The 19,497-nt window shown below is 59.8% G+C and carries 12 protein-coding genes and 6 pseudogenes; 14 read left to right on the top strand and 4 right to left on the bottom strand.

Features of this window, described 5'->3' with window-relative positions:
- Nucleotides 1–7 precede the first annotated feature (7 nt).
- Nucleotides 8–1,518 (bottom strand): annotated as a pseudogene (locus N7E02_RS03080) (sugar ABC transporter ATP-binding protein).
- Between the two features lie 131 nt (nt 1,519–1,649).
- A complete protein-coding gene (locus tag N7E02_RS03075; RefSeq protein WP_286578016.1) occupies nt 1,650–2,618 on the bottom strand; it encodes a substrate-binding domain-containing protein in 969 nt (322 codons plus the stop codon).
- Between the two features lie 233 nt (nt 2,619–2,851).
- Between N7E02_RS03075 and N7E02_RS03070 the strand changes: the two genes are divergently transcribed.
- From N7E02_RS03070 to N7E02_RS03040, 7 genes and pseudogenes are all read left to right on the top strand, one after another.
- The gene (locus tag N7E02_RS03070; protein ID WP_286578015.1) at nt 2,852–3,622 is read left to right on the top strand and encodes a FadR/GntR family transcriptional regulator; all 771 of its coding nucleotides are present in this window, start codon (nt 2,852–2,854) and stop codon (nt 3,620–3,622) included.
- A 103-nt stretch (nt 3,623–3,725) separates the two neighbouring features.
- Entirely contained in the window at nt 3,726–4,706 is a 981-nt protein-coding gene (locus tag N7E02_RS03065) for an arabinose ABC transporter substrate-binding protein (protein WP_286578014.1), read from the top strand.
- Between the two features lie 72 nt (nt 4,707–4,778).
- Nucleotides 4,779–6,284 (top strand): L-arabinose ABC transporter ATP-binding protein AraG, encoded by a 1,506-nt coding sequence (araG, locus tag N7E02_RS03060; protein ID WP_286578013.1) that lies wholly within the window; start codon nt 4,779–4,781, stop codon nt 6,282–6,284.
- Nucleotides 6,285–6,302: 18 nt separating this feature from the next.
- Nucleotides 6,303–7,256 carry an L-arabinose ABC transporter permease AraH gene (araH, locus tag N7E02_RS03055; RefSeq protein ID WP_286578012.1) on the top strand — a complete coding sequence of 318 codons (954 nt, stop codon included), beginning with the start codon at nt 6,303–6,305 and terminating at the stop codon, nt 7,254–7,256.
- A pseudogene (locus N7E02_RS03050) lies at nt 7,243–8,147 on the top strand (SMP-30/gluconolactonase/LRE family protein). The gene araH and the pseudogene N7E02_RS03050 overlap by 14 nt, the downstream one beginning before the upstream one ends.
- 22 nt (nt 8,148–8,169) lie before the next feature.
- The gene (locus N7E02_RS03045; RefSeq protein WP_286578010.1) at nt 8,170–9,105 is read left to right on the top strand and encodes a 2-dehydro-3-deoxygalactonokinase; all 936 of its coding nucleotides are present in this window, start codon (nt 8,170–8,172) and stop codon (nt 9,103–9,105) included.
- A 21-nt stretch (nt 9,106–9,126) separates the two neighbouring features.
- On the top strand, nt 9,127–9,747 hold the full coding sequence (locus N7E02_RS03040; RefSeq protein ID WP_374730605.1) for a 2-dehydro-3-deoxy-6-phosphogalactonate aldolase: 621 nt from the start codon (nt 9,127–9,129) through the stop codon (nt 9,745–9,747).
- A gap of 66 nt (nt 9,748–9,813) precedes the next feature.
- On the opposite strand, the pseudogene N7E02_RS03035 reads toward N7E02_RS03040, so the two are convergent.
- Nucleotides 9,814–9,966, bottom strand: a pseudogene (locus N7E02_RS03035) (AbrB/MazE/SpoVT family DNA-binding domain-containing protein); the annotation flags it as partial.
- Between the two features lie 103 nt (nt 9,967–10,069).
- Nucleotides 10,070–10,535, bottom strand: a pseudogene (locus N7E02_RS03030) (Lrp/AsnC family transcriptional regulator).
- A gap of 119 nt (nt 10,536–10,654) precedes the next feature.
- Between N7E02_RS03030 and N7E02_RS03025 the strand changes: the two are divergent.
- The 7 genes and pseudogenes from N7E02_RS03025 (at nt 10,655) to doeB (ending at nt 19,466) form a co-directional block, all read left to right on the top strand.
- Entirely contained in the window at nt 10,655–12,133 is a 1,479-nt protein-coding gene (locus N7E02_RS03025; protein ID WP_286578008.1) for an NAD-dependent succinate-semialdehyde dehydrogenase, read from the top strand.
- Between the two features lie 14 nt (nt 12,134–12,147).
- On the top strand, nt 12,148–13,551 hold the full coding sequence (locus tag N7E02_RS03020; protein WP_286578007.1) for an aspartate aminotransferase family protein: 1,404 nt from the start codon (nt 12,148–12,150) through the stop codon (nt 13,549–13,551).
- Nucleotides 13,552–13,728: 177 nt separating this feature from the next.
- Nucleotides 13,729–15,177, top strand: a complete 1,449-nt coding sequence (gene ehuR, locus N7E02_RS03015; RefSeq protein WP_286578006.1) for a MocR-like ectoine utilization transcription factor EhuR — start codon at nt 13,729–13,731, stop codon at nt 15,175–15,177.
- Nucleotides 15,178–15,244: 67 nt separating this feature from the next.
- Nucleotides 15,245–16,265: pseudogene (gene eutB / locus N7E02_RS03010) on the top strand (hydroxyectoine utilization dehydratase EutB).
- Entirely contained in the window at nt 16,262–17,275 is a 1,014-nt protein-coding gene (eutC, locus tag N7E02_RS03005; RefSeq protein WP_286578005.1) for an ectoine utilization protein EutC, read from the top strand. Before eutB ends, eutC begins: the two are co-directional and overlap by 4 nt.
- Nucleotides 17,272–18,450: an ectoine hydrolase DoeA gene (gene doeA / locus N7E02_RS03000; RefSeq protein ID WP_286578004.1), complete on the top strand. Its 1,179-nt coding sequence runs from the start codon at nt 17,272–17,274 to the stop codon at nt 18,448–18,450. Before eutC ends, doeA begins: the two co-directional genes overlap by 4 nt.
- Nucleotides 18,451–18,454: 4 nt before the next feature.
- Nucleotides 18,455–19,466: pseudogene (gene doeB / locus N7E02_RS02995) on the top strand (N(2)-acetyl-L-2,4-diaminobutanoate deacetylase DoeB).
- Nucleotides 19,467–19,497: the final 31 nt, after the last annotated feature.

The raw sequence follows: 19,497 nt of genomic DNA, 5'->3' as shown, positions 1-19,497 counted from the left end.
GTCTCCCTCAATGTCCGGTAATGCAGGCTGCCATCAGGCTGTCCTGGTCTATGTCGGGTGATTTGAATTCTTCCTGGAGCGTTCCGTCCCTTAAGACGAGCACGCGGTCACAGACGAGCGGCAGCTCTTCGATCTCACTCGACACGAAGATGACGCTGCGGCCTTCCGCGGCGAGTTGCCGGATGATGGAATAGATCTGCGCTTTGGCCTCGATGTCGACGCCGCGCGTCGGTTCGTCGAGCAGCAGTATCCGGCTGCCGGCATAGACCCAGCGACCGATCACGACCTTCTGCTGGTTGCCACCCGATAGAGTGCCGATCGGTGTGTCGGTGCGGGCAGTCTTGATATGGAGCCGATCGATGATCTTACGCGTCGCCTCCGCCATGCGGCTCGACGAGAGAACACCGTTCTTGCTGACGCCTGCGAAATCGGTGGAAAGCGTGTTTTCGTCAACCCCGAGAAGCGGCACGATACCCTCCTCCTTGCGGCTTTCCGGCGTGTACCCGAAGCCGCGTCTGACCATTTCCCTGTAGCCGGCCGATCTTACCGATTGGCCGCCGGCCAGAATGTCGCCGGTTTCGAAGTGACGTACGCCCATGATGGCCTGAAGCAATTCGGTCCGGCCTGACCCGAGGAGGCCGGCAATGCCCAACACCTCCCCCTTTTTAAAGAGAAGGATATCGACGAAAGCTTTGGAGCGAGTACGAGATCCTTGACCTCAAGAACCGTCTCGGACTGGCTTCTGTCCTCAAGGGCGGCGGCCTGCGACGCCTCGGAACCCAGCATGAGCCGCACAATTTCGCGCGTGTCGGCACCTTTCACATTCACCGTGTCGATAATTTTGCCATCGCGCATGATTGTGGCGGAATGGGCGATCTGGCGGATCTCGTTCATGCGGTGACTGACATAGATGACCGCAATGCCCTGTGCAGCCACGCGTGTCACCGCGGCCATGACTTTTTCCGCCTCCGCCGCAGCGAGCGAACTGGTCGGCTCGTCGAGAATGACGAGCTTTGGCGTACCGAGCATGGCGCGGGCAATTTCCAGAAGCTGGCGCTCCGCGGGGCTGAGACCTGCCACCAGCCGGCTGGGCGACAGTTCGAGACCGAGCCGGTTCATGGCTTCACGGGCCTCCGCTTCCATGGCGGAATACTGGATGACGCCGCTCTTGCGCGGCCAGCGTCCGAGGAAGAGGTTTTCCGCCAGTGTCATGCCGGGAACCAGACTGAGTTCCTGATAGACGACGCGCACGCCCCTCTCGAAGGATTCTTGCGCCCGCCCGGAACCTGTCTGTGTCAGCTCTTGTCCGGCGATCAACACGGTGCCGCTGTCGGGGATTTCAGCACCCGTCAGCATGCGGATCAGCGTAGACTTCCCCGCGCCGTTCTTGCCGAGCAGAGCCCTCACTTCGCCGGGCGCCACCTCGAATGTTGCATTGTCCAGCGCAAGGACACCTGGATAGCGGCGCGTACAGCTTTTGATGGACGCGACGGCGGTCGCCTCGCCCGGGTTGATCATGGAAACTGCAGTCATAGGTCTTTCCGTTGGAGGCGATGCTGCCGGTACCCGGCTGCCGCTGACTTCGGATCGCATTTGAGGATATCCCCGCCATCTCATTGCGGCGGGGATCTGCTTATTGATTGAGCCGATCAAGGAATGCCGTCGGCATGTGCCTCAAGCCATGACTTGCCGTCGTCGGACGACTTGTAGACATCGATGTCATAGGCAACCTTGATGCCTTCCGGCGGGTTCCCGTCGATGGACTTGATGGCCTGTTCCAGCGCGAGTTTGCCCAGGCCTTGCCCGGAAATGTCGACGACGGCCTTGATGACGGAAAAGTCGGAAAGCTCCTGGGCAATTTCGGTCGTCATGTCGCCGCCGAAGACCACGACCTTGCCAGCTTTGCCCTGGCTTTTGACGGCACGCGCCGCACCAAGCGTCGCGCCGCCGGCTTCGCCGAAGAAGGCGTCGATATCGGGATTGGATGACAGCATGGTGCTGGCCACGGAAACAGCCTTGTCGAGAACCGCACCTTCCTGGTTGGCGACGATCTTGGCGCCCGGAACCTTGGCCATCAGCGCCTCCTCGAAGCCCTTGCGTCGCGTCACGCAGACTTCGACAAACTCGCAATTCAGGACCGCGATCTTTGGCTCTTCGTTCTTCTGGGCAATGAAATAGTCGGCTGCGGCATCGCCGAGCTTATGACCGAACTCGAAAGGGTCACCGACCGCGTATGCGGAAACATATTCCTTCATATCCGCGTCATTCAGGCAGGTATTGTAGCAGACGACCGGAATACCTGCATCATAGGCGCGGCGAATGGCGCGATAGGAGCCGTCAGCGGAAACCGGCGAAACGATGATCGCCTGCACGCCAGCCGAAATCAGCGAGTCGATGAAGGTCGACTCCTTGCTGGCGTCGCCCTGTGCATTCGTTTCGACAACATCAAGCTTGCGGCCAGCTTCACTAGCACCGGTCTGGATTCCTTTGCGCACGCCGGCGTAAAAGCCCTGGGCGTCCATGTAGATCGCGCCGACTTTAAGGTCGTCCTGCGCTCCGGCTGTTGTGGCGCTCAATAGCGCGGCTGCCAAGAATGCCGCCTGCCCAAAAAGCTTCATCTGCTCCTCCCTATGATTAGTTCTTTCACCGGCCATGTACTCCACCGCCCGGCACAGCCAGAATAAAAACCGCATGATGAATGTCAATATAAATACGATTTATTTTTCGATTTGATTGCGATCCGTGTATCATTCATATTACGGTTGCGACTGCTTTCTCGCGGCCGAGCGCCTACCGGACGGCGAGCCTGGTTGCGGAAAGATACAAAGGGAACAGCGTGAAAAGCGGATCCATGAGCCACATATTGACGGAGCACGGCGCCCCGATCGCCCAGCGCGGCAAACGAAGTGTCAGGGAGGCGCTTCTCCACTGTCTCGTTGAAATGATTGTTTCGGGCAAATTCGCAGAGAATGCGACATTGCCAAACGAAGCGGAACTGACGGAGCAATTCGGCGTCAGCCGCACCAGCCTGCGTGAAGCCATGCAATATCTCTCGGCACTCGGCATGGTTCGGTCGCGGACACGCGCAGGAACAACCGTTCTGCCGCGGGAAAACTGGAATTATCTCGATCCGATCGTGCTCGATGTCATGCTGGCTGTCGGGGGCGATGATGCGTTCTACTCGTCGCTGATCGATGCCAGACAATTGCTGGAGCCGGCGGCCGCAGCCCAAGCAGCGGCCAACGCCAACGCCCGTCAACTCTACCAGATATCCAAGGCATTCGAGGATATGGTCGAAGCCAACTCCCGCGACACCGAAGACTGGAGCCGTGCCGACCTCGAGTTTCACACCGCGATCATCAATGCGAGCGGCAACTGGGTCTATCGTCAATTTGCCAGCGCTATACGCGCCGCGCTCCTGGCAAGCTTCCGGCTCACCAACAGAGCCAGCCAATCGCACGAGCAGGCAATACTCACGCATCAGGACGTGCTCGAGGCCATAAGGATGCGCCGGCCGGACGCAGCCCGTCATGCCATGGAGCAGCTTATTGGGGTGGCTCGAAGCGAAATGACGGACGCCTTGAGAAGGGCACGCAAGCTTTCCGAGATCAGCGAGACGTGAGGATGTCTGTCTAAAAAATCATACATATCTGTTGACTGGTATGATATTTACTGGATAGTCAATGCGACCGCGGGGAGGCACGCGGGTAAGAGGGAGAGAAGTCATGCGTTCATTGAAGGCATTTTTCATGGCTGGCGCCATTGCTCTGGCAGCAGGCAGCGCGTGGGCAGCGGATGTCAAAATCGGCTTCGTCGTCAAGCAGGCGGAAGAGCCCTGGTTCCAGGATGAGTGGAAATTCGCTGAACAGGCGGCCCAGGAAAAGGGCTTCACGCTGGTGAAGATCGGCGCCGAAGATGGCGAAAAGGTCCAGTCGGCAATCGACAATCTCGGCGCCCAGGGCGCGCAGGGTTTCATTATCTGCGTTCCTGACGTCAAGCTTGGTCCCGGCATTGTCGCCAAAGCGACGGCGAATGATCTTAAGCTGATGACGGTCGATGACCGGCTCGTGGGCGCAGACGGTCAGCCACTGGAAGACGTCGTCCATATGGGCATCTCGGCAACCAAGATCGGTGAGACCGTAGGACAGGCTCTGGCTGACGAAGTCAAGAAGCGCGGCTGGGACATGAAGGACGTCGGTGCGATCCGCGTTTCCTACGATCAGCTTCCGACCGCAGTCGACCGCGTGGAGGGCGCTATCGCGGCGCTGAAGGCCGCGGGCTTCCCGGCCGAGAATATCTATGACGCTCCGCAAGCGAAAACAGATACCGAAGCCGCGCTCAATGCCGCAACGACGGTGCTTAACAAGCATGCGGACATCAAGCACTGGATCGCATTCGGACTGAATGACGAAGCCGTTCTCGGTGCCATACGTGCTTCTGAATCGGTGGGAATCACACCCGACAATATGATCGGCGTGGGCATCGGCGGCGCTGAATCGGCCATCAATGAGTTCAAAAAGCCTGCAGCGACCGGTTTCTTCGGCACGGTCATCATCTCTCCCAAGCGCCACGGCTATGAAACCGCGCTCAACATGTACGAGTGGATTGCTAACGACAAGGAACCGCCGAAGCTGACGCTGACCGCCGGTTCCCTGGCGCTGCGCGGCGACTACGAGAAGGTCCGCAAGGATCTCGGTATCGAATAGCCATTCCCGAGTGATCGCCGCCCCGGCCTCCCTGGAGCTGCCGGGACGGTTCTGCAGCGTCATGGGGCAATAATGGCTTTCCTCGAATTCGATAATATCTCTAAGGGCTATCCGGGTGTGCAGGCGCTCTCCGGCATCTCGTTTTCGGTCGAGAAAGGCGCAGTGCACGGCCTCATGGGCGAGAATGGCGCGGGCAAATCCACGCTCATCCGCGTCCTGTCCGGCGACCAGTCGGCCGATACCGGCAGCATTCTTCTCGACGGCGAGGAGCAGAACTATCGCTCGGTGCGCGATGCCTTCCATGCCGGTGTCATCGTCATTCATCAGGAGCTTCAGCTCGTTCCGGAACTGACGGTGGCGGAAAATCTCTGGCTCGGCCGCTTCCCGGGTAAAGGTGGCGTCATCGACAGCCGTGCGCTTGTCGACACGGTTCGCGCCAAACTCGACGAGATCGGGATCGATGTCGATCCGATGGCAAAGGTTTCGACGCTTTCGATCGGCGCGCGCCAGATGGTCGAAATCGCCAAAGCGGTGATGCTCGAAGCCCGCGTCATTGCCCTTGATGAGCCGACTTCATCGCTTTCATCGCGCGAAAGCGAGATCCTCTTCTCGCTGATTGGCAGACTGAAAGCCAACGGCACGGTCATCATTTACGTCTCGCATCGTCTCGACGAGATCTTTCGTCTTTGCGACAGCTTGACGGTGCTTCGCGACGGCAAGCTTGCCGCCCACCATCCTAAGATCGCTGACACGACCCGCGACCGTATCATTTCGGAAATGGTCGGTCGCGAGATCAGCAACATCTGGGGTTGGCGGGAGCGCCCGCTTGGAGAACCGAGACTTGAAGTGAATGACCTCTCAGGCCGCAAGCTTCCGATACCCGTCAGCTTCTCCGTCCAGCGCGGAGAAATTCTCGGGTTCTTCGGACTGATCGGTGCCGGCCGGAGCGAGATGGCCCGCCTGCTTTACGGAGCGGATCACCGCCATCACGGATCCGTCAGCATCGATGGCGTGGCGATTTCGCCCGACAACCCAAAAGCCTCCATCAATGCCGGCATGGTGCTTTGCCCGGAAGACCGGAAATTCGATGGCATCATTCAGGGCCGTTCAATCGAAGAGAATATAGCGATCTCCTCAAGACGGCACTTCTCGCCTTTCGGCATGATAAGCCCGGGCAAAGAAGCAAAAATGGCGGACCAATTCATCGCCAAACTGAGGATCCGCACGCCCTCGCGCAAACAGGACATCATCAATCTATCGGGCGGCAACCAGCAGAAGGTGATCCTAGGCCGCTGGCTTTCCGAACAGGGCGTCAAGGTTCTCGTCATCGACGAGCCGACGCGTGGGATCGACGTCGGTGCGAAATCCGAGATCTACGAAATTCTCTACGAACTCGCCGCCAACGGCATGGCGATCATCGTCATCTCCAGCGAACTGCCGGAAGTCATGGGCATTTCAGACCGTATCATGGTCATGTGCCAGGGGCGAGTTGCAGCCGATATCCCCCGCTCGGAGTTCGACGAGCGCAGAATTCTGACCGCTGCCCTACCCGACAAAAACGCCGCCGGCACAATCTAATTTCAGGAACGGATATCGATGAACTCGTTGAAAAAGCTGCTCCTCGGCGACCAGGGCCTGGTGGCGATCTTTGCCGTCGCCTTCGTGATCGTGTCGATCTTCGTGCCGAACTTCTTGACCGAGCGTAATATGCTGGGGCTTCTGCAGTCCGTCGTCACCATCGGGATCGTCTCCTGCACAATGATGTTCTGCCTTGCTTCCCGAGATTTCGACCTGTCGGTCGGCTCCACGGTCGCGTTCTCCGGCATGATTGCCGTCATGGTGTCCAACGCTTCCGGGTCAATCGTGCTTGGACTTCTGGCCGCACTTCTTGCCGGCAGCGTCGTCGGCCTTGTCAACGGCGTCGTCATCGCGAGGTTTCGGATCAATGCGCTGATCACGACACTCGCCACGATGCAGATCGTGCGTGGTCTCGCGCTGATCGCATCGGATGGCCGAGCCGTCGGGATCAATGACCCAGCGTTCTACCAGTTGGCGCTTTCTCGGATCTTCACCATCCCGACGCCTATCTGGATCATGATCCTGCTGTTCATCGTCTTCGGCTTCGTGTTGAACCGCACGGTCTTCGGCAAGAACACTTTGGCGATCGGCGGCAATCCGGAAGCTTCACGCCTGGCCGGCGTGAATGTCGTGCGCATGCGCATCTGGATTTTTGCGCTGCAGGGTTTGGTCTGCGCCATTGCAGGCATCCTTCTCGCATCGCGAATTACGTCAGGCCAACCCAACGCCGCGACCGGCCTTGAGCTTTCCGTCATCTCTGCCTGCGTCCTCGGCGGGGTCTCGCTGGCGGGCGGGCGGGCGGCCATGACCGGCGTTATTGTCGGAGTGTTGATCATGGGCATTGCCGAGAACGTCATGAACCTCCTGAATATCCAGGCCTTCTATCAATATGTGGTCCGCGGTCTCATTCTCCTGATTGCGGTCCTGCTCGATAATCTCCGCTCCTCCGCCGCAGGTCGTGGCCGTGGTTGACCACATAGATCCCGTGCCCGCACCGGAAGTTAAATGCGTCGTCGAATGCGCCAATATCCTGGGTGAGGTGCCGGTCTGGGATATCGACGAGCAAAACCTCTATTGGGTCGACATCGAGGGCAGGAAGCTGCAGCGGTTGACACCGGCCTCGGGGAGGTCCGGATCTGGCATATGCCGGAACGGATCGCCAGTTTCGCGCTTCGCGAACGCGGAGGCCTCGTGGTGGCCTTCGCGTCCGGACTTGCCTTCTACGATCTCGACAGCGAGGCAATCGAGTGGATTGCCAGACCCGAAGCGCATCTACCCGGCAATCGGTTCAACGAAGGAAAGGTTGATCGCAAGGGGCGTTTTTGGATCGGAGCGATGGATGACAGCCTGAAGAACAGGACAGCAGGCCTCTATCGGCTGGATCCCGACCTTGCCCTGACCGAAGTCCGAGGCGAGATCGGCATCTCGAACTGCTTCGTCTGGTCATTGGAAGACGATCGGTTCTGGTTTGCCGATACGCTGCTGAAACAGGTCTATACCTATGATTACGACCACGACCGGGGCGCAATATCGAACCAACGACCGTTCATCGACACGACCGGGCTTGGCTATGATCCAGATGGCGGCACGATTGACGAAGAGGGCTATATCTGGATCGCAATGTGGGACGGCTGGAAAGTCTCCCGGTTCTCGCCGAACGGCGAGCTTGATCGAGAGATCCATCTTCCTGTAGCACGTCCCAGCAGTTGCATGTTTGGCGGGCCTGACCTGTCCACGCTCTATGTGACGACGGCGGTCTGGAACGCAACGCCTGAGGAGCTTGAGGCGCAGCCGCTGGCAGGAGGCCTATTCGCGATCAATGCGGGCGTTCGCGGCGTGCCGGAGCGCCGCTTTGCCGGTTAATCTTTACAAAGGGACATCTTGAATGCCGAAGGCTACATCGATCATCGTTGATTGGGGCACGAGTTCGTTGAGAGCGGCACTTGTTGCGGAAACGGGCGAGACGTTTGACATCCGTGAGACGGCGAGCGGCGGCATTCAGTTCGTCAGGGACGGAGCCTTCGAGGCGGCGCTGATGGAGACGGTCGGCTCCTGGTTTGCCACCCACGGTCCGCTCCCCGTTATGGCCAGCGGCATGATCACAAGTCGCAATGGCTGGGTCGAAGTCCCTTACGTCGATGCGCCGGCCGGCATTCCCGAGCTTGCCGCCGGCACGAAGCAGATCACGCTGCAGAATGGCGCCATAATCACGTTCCTGCCTGGCATGCGCGATCCCGCCGCAAAGCCGTTCCCGGATGTCATGCGCGGCGAGGAAACGCAGATCGTCGGTTGCGGGCTGGACAAGGACCGCACCGTCGTTCTGCCCGGCACCCATAGCAAATGGGCCCGTGTCGAGGGTGGTCGCATCGCCGGCTTCCAGACCTATGCGACCGGCGAGATCTTTGCGCTTCTGACCAGGCATTCCTTCATTGCCAAGGCCGTCGAACCGGCGCCGGGTGCGGAATCTGTCTGGTCGGCCTTCGATCGTGGCGCCGAATTCGCCGCAAGCGATGCCCGCGCTGCCGATGCCTTTCTCTCATCGGTCTTTTCCGCCCGCACCGGCGTGCTTGCCGGCGTGTTGCAGCCGGAGGATATCGGCGACTATGTCTCCGGCCTCGTGATCGGCTCGGAGTTCCGCCAGGCCCGTGCGGCCGGCTGGCTGATCCCCGGCGAGGCGATCGGCATTGTCGGCAACAATGTCTTGAACAGCCGCTATGGCCGCGTCGCGCCGCTCTTTGACCTCACCGTCGAGCCGAGCCCGGCCGATGCTGCCAAGCGTGGCGTACAACTGATCGCCGCCCAACTGCAATTGACGAAGTAGACCAAGACAAGGATGTCTCCGATGAAGTTTCACGACGCTCTCAAGGAATGCAATCTCATCGCCATCCTGCGCGGCATCACGCCGGATGAAGCCGAGCCGATCGGCGAGGCGCTGATCGAGGCGGGCTGGCGCATCATCGAGGTGCCGCTCAATTCGCCCGATCCGCTGAAAAGCATCGAGAAGCTACAGAAGCGTTTCGGCGACCAAGCGCTGATCGGCGCCGGCACGGTCCTGACGCCGGCGCAGGTGGCCGATGTCGCCGCCACCGGTGCGAACGTCATCATCTCGCCCAACGCCAATCTCTCGGTCATCGAGTCAAGCGTCGCCAAGGGCATGGTCAGCCTGCCGGGCGTTGCCACACCGACGGAAGCATTCGCCGCGATCGGTGCCGGTGCCACCGGCGTCAAGGCGTTCCCGGCCGAAGCCATTCCGCCTAATGTCATCAAGGCCTGGAAGGCCGTACTGCCCAAAGAGATCCCGGTTCTCGCGGTCGGCGGCGTCACACCCGACAACATGAAGGCCTTCAGCGAGGCGGGTGCCGCCGGCTTCGGCATCGGCGGCGCGCTCTACAAGCCTGGCAGTGACGTGACCACGGTCGCGGCGAAGGCTAGGCAATTCATCGACGCGATGTGGGCCCGGTAACGTCCCAGGTCTCGAGGCAATACGAACCAGCGACCCAAGAATCGGATCAACACGTAGGTTCATACGCCAGTTATCGGGAATCTTGCCAGCAGGCGTAACGACTTGAGTTCGCTGGACCGCAACAAGATCGACACGCTTCACATCGTCAGGCAGAGCGACTGCTTTCAGCAGCGGGATGGCTTGGCTACCGTCCCCCGTTGCGGATGCGCTCCCCCGCAAAAATCCGCGGCAAAGTCATTTGGGATGTTTGAAAGTTTTTGATTAGGCCAGAACCTTCGGCACCGTTGATCTTCAGTGCTCTTCGCCACACCAATAGTCAAAATCACGTCTCTATCGGGAACGTGAAACCGGCCTTAACGCGATCCATCACGACCATCGTCTTGAAGCCCTTGATATCGTGGTTTTCGTAGAAGAACCGGCGCGTAAAGGCTTCGTAGTCCTCCATGTCCTTGGCGGTGATGACCAGGATGAAATCTGCATCACCCGTGACGTAATAGCCGATCATCACTTCCTTGGTGGCACGGATCGCTGCCTTGAACCGATCGACGATGTCAGCCCGTTCGCGCTCTAGCGAGACCAGCACGATCATGGTGATGCCGCGCCCAGCAGCCTTTGGCGAGACGATGGACACGTCCGCCTCGATCACCCCTCCTGACGCAGCCGTTTCAATCGCCGCTGGCATGCGGTCGGGGAGAGATTGACGATCTGCGCCAACTCTTCCGACGTCAGGCGGTTGTTTTTTGAACGGCATCAAGCAGCGCCCGGTCCGCCCTATCGAGATCATTCATGCATAAATCCTGCGCCTGAAACAATATCTAAGCTTGATTCCTGCGTCCAGGTGAGATCAACGCAGCCAATCGATCATTGCGCGCAGTTAGTCTCCCTGTAAACCCACCGGGAGCTTTGCATGAACGGTATCGCACGCGCTGCACTGAGAAATCTGCAGCGATCCGACTTGATCGAATACCGCGCCTTCCTCGACGGCAGATGGGTTGCCCGTGATGAGATGCAACGTGTCATTGACCCGGCAACAGGAGAAGACCTTGTCGGTGTAGCAGCCTGTTCGCTCGCGGATGTCGATGCCGCCGTCGATGCTGCGAAGAAAGCCTTTCTGGATTGGCGCGACAAGCTCCCTGTCGAGCGCGGCAGGATACTGCGCGGCTGGGGCAAGTTGATGCGCGACAATGCGAAGGATCTTGCCGTCATCATGACGGCCGAGCAGGGCAAGCCGCTCTCGGAATCGCTTGGCGAGATCGGATATGCCGCCAATTTCCTCGATTGGTTTGCCGGTGAGGGCGAGCGCGCCTATGGTGAAACGATACCGAGCCACCTGCCCGGCAGCCGCCTTTCAGTGCAGATGCAGCCGTTGGGAGTCACGGTCGCCATCACGCCGTGGAATTTTCCCTCTGCGATGATCACCCGCAAGGCGGGAGCAGCACTTGCCGCCGGCTGCACCATGATCGTCAAGCCGGCGCCTGAAACACCGCTCTCGGCGCTAGCACTGGCAAAGCTTGCTGAGGAAGCAGGCATCCCTGCCGGCGTGTTTCAGGTCATCACCGGCGAAGCCGCGCCTCTCGCGCGCCGCCTCTTGGAACACACGGATGTGCGTGCATTCTCCTTTACCGGCTCGACGGAAGTTGGCCGTATTCTGCTGACGCAATCGGCCGCCACGGTCAAGAAGGCCTCGCTCGAACTCGGCGGTCATGCGCCGTTCATCCTGTTTGATGACGCCGAGCTTGAGAAAGCCGTGAAGGGCTGCATCGGCGCAAAATTTGCGACTTCGGGGCAGGATTGCCTTGCCGCCAACCGGATCTATGTCCAGCGCGGTCTCTACGAGCGTTTCGTTGATGAGTTTGCCAAGGCTAGTGCCGAACTCAATGTCGGCCATGGTCTCGAACCCGGCACAGATATCGGGCCGATGACGCGTCCTTCTGTCGCCGAGAAATGCCGTCAGCAGATTGCCCAGGCTCTTTCCGCTGGAGCGCGTCTCGTTTGCGGCGGACAGGATAGCCCGCTTGCCGGCAATTTCGTTACGCCGACCGTGCTTGCCGATGTCAGCGACGATATGCTGATCGCCCGCGAGGAAACCTTCGGGCCAGTCGCGGCGATCCTGCCATTCGATGATGAGCAGGAAGTTCTCGCGCGCGCCAATGCCAGCGAAATGGGATTGGCCGCCTATGTCTATACCAACGATCTCAATCGCGCGATGCGTCTTACCGATCGGCTCGAATACGGCATGATCGCCGTCAATACGCCGAAATTCACCGGCGCGCCGATCCCCTTCGGCGGCTGGAAGCAATCCGGCCTCGGTCGCGAGGGTTCGCGCCACGGCCTCCTCGAATATCTCGAAGCAAAATACGTCTGCTTCGGCAATCTCGCTGCATGAAAGGATCCGTCGCCATGACCGTCAACCTTAACCAGATCGCTGAGATGGACCGTAGTTCGGTCTTGCACCCGTTTACAAATCTCAAGGACTTCGCTGACGGCAACATGGGCGATCCTACGATCGTAGAAACCGGCAAGGGCATCCGCATCCAGGATGCGCATGGCAAACAGTTGATCGACGGCTTTGCCGGTCTTTACTGCGTCAATGTGGGCTACGGCCGCACCGAAGTCGCAGAGGCCATTTCGCGTCAGGCCTACCGCCTCGCCTATTATCACTCCTACGCGGCACATACGACGGACGAGCTGGCGATCCTCTCCGATCGCCTGGTGAAGATGGCGCCGGGCAAGATGAGCAAGGTTTTCTATGGCATGTCCGGTTCGGACGCCAACGAGACGCAGGCCAAGCTCGTCTGGTATTACAGCAACCTGCGCGGCAAGCCGAACAAGAAGAAGATCATCTCCCGCGAGCGCGGCTACCATGGTTGCAGCGTCGTCTCCGGCTCCATGACCGGCATGAGCTTCTACCATGACCATATGGACCTCCCACGTGCAGGCATCCTTCACACCGGCGCCCCGCATCACTACTGGGGTGCGGAAGCTGGCGAGACGGAACTTGAATTCTCCAAGCGCCGCGCTGACGAACTCGAGGCCCTGATACTGCGCGAAGATCCCGACACGATCGGCGCCTTCATTGCCGAGCCGGTGCTGGGCACCGGCGGCATTACACCGCCGCCCCAGGGTTACTGGGAGGAAGTGCAGAGGATCCTCAGGAAATACGATATTCTGCTGATTGCCGACGAGGTCATCACCGGTTTCGGGCGTACCGGCTCGATGTTCGGATCGCAGCATTACGGTATAGAGCCGGACCTGATCACCGTCGCCAAGGGCCTGACCTCGGCCTATTTCCCGCTGTCGGGCGCAATCGTCGGCGACAAGGTCTACAAGGTCATGGAGGAAGCGGCCGACCGCGTCGGTGCGTTCTCGCATGGTTATACCTATTCCGGCCACCCGATCGGTGCAGCTGCTGCCAATGCCGTTCTCGACATCGTCGAGAAGGAGGACCTGCCGGGTAACGCGCGGGATGTCGGCAGCTATTTCCAAGAGCAGCTGAAGGCGAAGTTCGCTCAGCTTCCCATTGTCGGTGAAGTCCGTGGTGTCGGCCTGATGGGGGCGATCGAATTCGTCGCGGACCGTGAAAAGAAACTGCGCTTCGCGCCGGGGCTTACTGTCGGTGCTCGTGTCTCGAAGGCCGCCCGCAACCTCGGTCTCATCGCCCGCGCCATGCCGCATGGCGACATTCTGGGTTTTGCCCCGCCACTCGTCACGACAAAGGAAGAGGTAGACGAGATCGTCTCCATTGCCGAATCCGCCGTCCGCTCCGTCATGGACGAATTGGTCCAGGCAGGCGAAAAGATCTGAGGCAATCGGATCTGTAGGCCGGATCGGCTTGTTGGCCTGATGCCTGCCTCGCAGGCAAAATCACAGCGATTGCGCCTATTCACAGTGCAATCGCTGCCGACAATGCATAACGCTTCATCTTTTCTATGAAGCGTGCATAATGTCATGAAATTATTTCTCCAAAAACGAGACAATTTCATGCGTCGTCAAGCCAATTCATTCGCGCCAGGTTCGGTTCCCGCGACGAAACCGGTGACCTGGCGACCGAGCCTGGCCAAGCAGAAAGGCGAGACGAAGCACGCAGCACTCACCGAGCGCATTATCGCCGATATCGATGCCGGCGTACTCAAGCCGATGGACCGCATGCCGACGCATCGCGATCTTGCGCGCGATCTCGGTCTATCCGTTCAGACGGTCAGCCTTTCCTACAAGGAAGCAGAACGCCTTGGCTATCTGAGTGGTGAGATCGGTCGTGGCACCTTCGTCAAGGCACGCGTGACGGACCGTGCCGGCCGCATGATGCTCGATCATAGCCCCAATGAGGTTCTCGATCTCTCCATTATCCGCGGCGTTTATCTAGATGCCCATGAAAATGCTTCTCGAGAGATCCTTCGTGAACTGGCTGACGGCGACAATGCAAGCTTCATGCGTCCCTGCCGTCCGATTGCCGGTCTCGACCGCCATCGAGAGACTGCCCGCGTATGGCTAGGTATGCTGGGCGTCACCGCCGGTGCGGAGCGTATTCTTATCACCAATGGTGCAGCCCATGGCATTTTTCTGGCTTTGAGCTGCATCGTTCGATCCGGCGATATCGTCTTGTGCGAAAACCTTACCGATCATGGCATCATCGGGCTCTCAAACATACTTGGCTTCGGTCTCAAGGGGTTGCCTACGGACGAGGAAGGCATATTGCCGGATGCGCTGGAGGCGGCCTGTGCAGCAGGCAGTGTAAGGGCCTTGGTGCTTATTCCGACGCTCAACAATCCCACCGGTCATGTAGCAGGCGCCGAACGCAGGCGCGAAATAGCCGCGATCGCAAAGCGCTACGGAATTTTCGTCATCGAGGACGAGGTCTATCGACCGATGATCAAGGAGGATCTGCCTTCGATAACCGAGATGCTGCCTGATCTCGGCTTCTTCGTTACCAGTTTCACCAAGACGGTGTTGACAGGATTGCGCGTCGGCTACCTCGTCGTGCCGCCCGCCTATTCCATCCGCGCCGCCTCGATCCTGCGTGTATCGAGCTGGAGCGGTACCTACCTCACGGGCGAAATCGCTACGCGCTGGGTGGAAAACGGTACCGCGCAGCGGCTGCTCGAAATCCAGCGTGAAGAGGCTCGTGCTCGCCAAAGCATAACCACGGAAATTCTTGGCGAGCATATCGCATCCAGTCATCCGCTCTCACTTTGCGCCTGGCTGAAGGTCCCCCAGCACTGGACCGAAGAAGGGCTGGTCCGTTCGCTGACCAATCAGAATGTCGCCGTCACACCGTCCGAGCCCTTCATAGCCGGGCCGGGCCATGGCGGAGGTATTCGTATCTGTCTGGGTGGACGTCTCAACCACGCAACGCTCACCAAGGCGCTGACAACGGTCCGTCAGGCTTTCGAGCAACTGCCTCCCGTCTACGACATCGGTTCGCTCGGTTAACGCGCATCTCGACAATCATTGAATCATTACAATATAATAATTGACATGATTTTACTTCGCTCTCAACATGACAATCATGGAGAGCGAAACCTTGTCCCGATCAGCCGAAGAGAAGATGCTGCCAGTCACGCTGGCCGACATCGAGCAGGCAGCGGCCCGGATTATCGGCCGCGTGACGCGCACGCCGCTCGTCCGCTCCAGCTCTCTGTCTGCGCTCGCTGGTCAGCAGGTTCATCTCAAGCTCGAAACACATCAGCCGATCGGCGCTTTCAAGCTGCGTGGCGCAATGAACGCTATCCTGTCCCTGGATGAGGCCGCACGCGGGCGGGGTCTCGTCACCGCATCGACCGGCAATCACGGCCGCGCCGTCGCCTATGCGGCACGCGAACTGGGTGTGCCGGCCACGATCTGCATGTCGTCGCTCGTGCCTGCCAACAAGATCGAAGCGATCCGCGCGCTCGACGCGGAAATCCGTATCGTCGGCACATCACAGGACGAAGCGCAGGAAGAGGTGGAGCGTCTGGTCCAGAGCGGGGGCCTGACACCTATCCCGCCTTTCGACGATGTAGGCGTCGTTGCCGGCCAAGGCACGATCGGTCTCGAAATCGTCGAAGAACTGCCGGATCTAACGACCGTGCTTATTCCGCTGTCCGGTGGCGGCTTGGCCGGTGGCATTGCCGTTGCCATCAAGGCTTTGAAGCCGCAGGCGCGCGTTATCGGCATCTCGATGGAGCGCGGGGCAGCCATGCATGCTGCCATCGCGGCCGGCAGACCCGTGCCGGTCCGCGAGGAGGAAACGCTGGCGGATCTCGCTCGGCGGTGGAATTGGGCTCAAGAACAGGGTCACCTTTGCACTTTGCCGTGACCTCCTCGATGAAATCGTCCTGTTGACCGAAGACGAAATTGCCATCGGCATGCGCCATGCAGCACGCGAAGAAGGTGAAGTCGTTGAAGGCGCGGGCGCTGTTGGCATCGCCGCCATCCTGGCCGGGAAGGTTAGTCTTTCAGGACCCACTGCCATCATTCTATCGGGCGGCAATATCGACCCGGCGAGACATCGGAAGATCGTCGAAGGAGCGCCCGCATGACCGGCATCAGCATTCTGACCGAAAACGACCTGCGCGCGATCGTCAACCTCGACCTGTCGGCGGTCGATTGTGTCGAGCAGGCATTTGCAGCGCTCGCCACCAAAGCCGTTGCAATGCCGCCGATCCTGCGGCTCGACATTCCCGAATTTCGCGGCGAGGTGGACGTGAAGACCGCCTATGTACCGGGCTTTGACGGCTTTGCCATAAAGGTCAGCCCCGGCTTCTTCGACAATCCGAAGCTCGGCCTGCCAAGCCTCAATGGGCTGATGATCCTCTTCAGCGCCAAGACCGGACTGGTCGAGGCCCTGCTTCTCGACAATGGTTATCTTACCGACGTGCGCACGGCGGCCGCCGGTGCGGTTGCCGCCCGACATTTGTCGCGTGAAGATGCCTCCGTCGCCACGATCTTCGGTGCCGGCATGCAGGCGCGGCTGCAGCTTGAAGCACTAATGCTCGTGCGACCGGTAAAATCGGCACGCATCTGGGCTCGCGACCACGCCAAGGCTCAGAAGCTTGCTGGCGATTTCTCCCTCGAGCACGGCATCGAGGTTATCGCTATGGCCGACCCGCAAGACGCCATGCGCGGCGCCGACATCATGGTCACCACCACGCCAGCGGAAAAGCCGATCCTGATGGCGGACTGGCTTGAGCCCGGCCAGCATCTGACCGCGATGGGATCGGATGCGGAACACAAGAACGAGATCGATCCGGCGGTTTTCGCCCGCGCGACCTACGTCGCCGATCGCATCACGCAGACCCGCATTCTCGGTGAGTTACACCACGCCATCGCTGCAGGGCTAACGAAGCCCGACCAGCAATTCGCCGAACTCGGGGCTGTCATCGCCGGCAAGGCGGCGGGACGTGCAAGCGCCGGCCAGATCACCTTTGCCGATCTCACGGGCACCGGCGTTCAGGATACCGCCATCGCCAATCTGGCCGTCACCCGCGCGAAAGATGCGGGAAGCGGCCAGACCATCGAAAACGACAGAAAAATGGGAGACGCAGCGTGAGCGTGACGCTGAACTTTACGCGCGAGGAATATGCCGAGCGCCTTTCCAAGACCCGCCAGGCGATGGAAAAGGCAGGGATCGATCTCCTGATCGTGACCGATCCGTCCAACATGCACTGGCTCACCGGCTACGATGGCTGGTCCTTCTACGTGCATCAATGCGTGCTGGTGCCGCCGACCGGCGAGCCGATCTGGTACGGCCGCAAGCAGGACGCCAACGGCGCCAAGCGTACCGCCTATCTCGACCACGACAACATCATCGGTTACCCGGATCACTATGTCCAGTCGACCGAACGTCACCCGATGGATCTGCTGTCGCAGATCATCGACGAGCGCAAATGGTCGAGCCTCACGGTCGGCGTCGAGATGGACAACTACTACTTCTCGGCAGCCGCCTTCGCCTCGCTGCAGAATCACCTGCCCAATGCCCGCTTCAAGGATGCGGCCGGTCTCGTCAACTGGCAGCGTGCCGTCAAAAGTCCGACCGAGCTCGACTATATGCGCAGGGCCGGCAAGATCGTCGAACTGATGCACAAGCGCATCGTGGACGTCGTCGAGCCCGGCATGCGCAAATGCGATCTCGTCGCCGAGATCTATGATGCGGGTATTCGCGGCACGTCCGAGTTCGGTGGCGACTACCCGGCAATCGTCCCGCTTCTGCCGTCGGGAGCCGATGCTTCCGCACCGCATCTGACATGGGACGACAAGCCGATGCGCTCCGGCGAAGGTACGTTCTTCGAGATTGCCGGCGCCTATAAGCGCTATCACTGCCCGCTGTCGCGCACGGTCTTTCTCGGCAAGCCGACGCAGGCTTTTCTCGATGCGGAAAAGGCAACGCTCGAAGGCATGGAGGCGGGTCTCTCGGCCGCCAGGCCGGGCAATACCTGCGAAGACATCGCCAACGCCTTCTTCGCCGTGCTGAAAAAGTACGGGATCATCAAGGACAATCGCACCGGCTATCCGATCGGTCTTTCCTATCCGCCGGACTGGGGTGAGCGCACGATGAGCCTGCGTCCGGGCGATCGCACCGAACTGAAGCCCGGCATGACCTTCCATTTCATGACCGGTCTGTGGCTCGAGGACATGGGGCTGGAAATTACCGAAAGCATCGCGATCACCGAAAGTGGCGTCGAATGCCTGTCGAACGTGCCGCGCCAGCTGTTTGTGAAGGCTTGAGGCCATGCTGACCAGCACCCTTCGCCCCTCCCCCATTGCCCCTTCCGTCGATTTCGGCGCGAAGGGGTTCAGCACGGTCATCTGCGCCTGCCCTATAGCCGCGATGACAGTGCCTGGGGATCGGTGATGATCCCGATCTGCATCATTGCAAATGGCGAAGGTCCGACTGCCCTTCTCACCGGCGCCAATCACGGGGACGAGTACGAGGGCCCGCCGCGCTTTTCGAACTGGCGCAGATGCTCGATCCGGCGCAGGTAAACGGGCGCATCATCATCGTACCCGCTCTCAACTATCCGGCATTTCGCGCCGGTACACGCACCTCGCCGATCGACCGCGGAAACCTGAACCGCAGTTTCCCGGGTCGCCCGGATGGTACGGTGACGGAGAAGATTGCCGACTACGTCACGCGCCATCTGATCCCCCTTGCCGACATCGTGCTTGACTTTCATTCGGGCGGCAAAACGCTCGACTTCCTGCCCTATGCCGCAGCTCACGAACTTCTCGACAAGGATCAGGAAGCGCGTTGCTTCGATGCCGTGGCGGCGTTTGCAGCGCCCTATTCGATGAAAATGCTAGAGATCGATGCCGTCGGCATGCTCGACACGACCGTCGAAGAAATGGGCAAGGTCTTTGTAACGACTGAACTCGGCGGGGCTGGCACTGCCAGCGCGAAAACGATCGAGATCGCACGAAAAGGTAGCCTCAATCTGCTGCGTCATGCCGGAATTTTGAACGGTTCACCGGATGTCCAGCCAACACGCTGGCTGGACATGCCATCGAGCGACTGTTTCACTTTTGCCGAAGACGACGGGCTTATCGCCTTTGCCAGCGATCTGGGCGAGCCGGTCAGAACCGGTGAGACGATTGCCCGGGTTTATCCCGTTGGCAAGACCGGCCTTGCGCCAATCGAATACCGCGCGGCCATGGATGGCGTGCTTGCGGCACGCCATGTGCCCGGCCTCATCAAGGCCGGCGACTGCCTTTCCGTCATCGCCACGGTTAAGGAGAAAACCTGACCAGACCAACGGCGTGAGATCCGAAAACGGA

The sequence above is a fragment of the Terrirhizobium terrae genome (genome assembly GCF_030323265.1).
GTDB lineage: Bacteria > Pseudomonadota > Alphaproteobacteria > Rhizobiales > Rhizobiaceae > Neorhizobium.
Note: the sequence above shows the minus strand (reverse complement) of the source record. Positions and strands in the feature narration are given on the sequence as shown.

What these genes read in the sequence shown, in the direction of transcription:
- N7E02_RS03075 (WP_286578016.1), bottom strand. Translation starts at nt 2,618, where the DNA reads ATGAAGCTTTTTGGGCAGGCGGCATTCTTGGCAGCCGCGCTATTGAGC.
- N7E02_RS03070 (WP_286578015.1), top strand. Translation starts at nt 2,852, where the DNA reads ATGAGCCACATATTGACGGAGCACGGCGCCCCGATCGCCCAGCGCGGC.
- N7E02_RS03065 (WP_286578014.1), top strand. Translation starts at nt 3,726, where the DNA reads ATGCGTTCATTGAAGGCATTTTTCATGGCTGGCGCCATTGCTCTGGCA.
- araG (WP_286578013.1), top strand. Translation starts at nt 4,779, where the DNA reads ATGGCTTTCCTCGAATTCGATAATATCTCTAAGGGCTATCCGGGTGTG.
- araH (WP_286578012.1), top strand. Translation starts at nt 6,303, where the DNA reads ATGAACTCGTTGAAAAAGCTGCTCCTCGGCGACCAGGGCCTGGTGGCG.
- N7E02_RS03045 (WP_286578010.1), top strand. Translation starts at nt 8,170, where the DNA reads ATGCCGAAGGCTACATCGATCATCGTTGATTGGGGCACGAGTTCGTTG.
- N7E02_RS03040 (WP_374730605.1), top strand. Translation starts at nt 9,127, where the DNA reads ATGAAGTTTCACGACGCTCTCAAGGAATGCAATCTCATCGCCATCCTG.
- N7E02_RS03025 (WP_286578008.1), top strand. Translation starts at nt 10,655, where the DNA reads ATGAACGGTATCGCACGCGCTGCACTGAGAAATCTGCAGCGATCCGAC.
- N7E02_RS03020 (WP_286578007.1), top strand. Translation starts at nt 12,148, where the DNA reads ATGACCGTCAACCTTAACCAGATCGCTGAGATGGACCGTAGTTCGGTC.
- ehuR (WP_286578006.1), top strand. Translation starts at nt 13,729, where the DNA reads ATGCGTCGTCAAGCCAATTCATTCGCGCCAGGTTCGGTTCCCGCGACG.
- eutC (WP_286578005.1), top strand. Translation starts at nt 16,262, where the DNA reads ATGACCGGCATCAGCATTCTGACCGAAAACGACCTGCGCGCGATCGTC.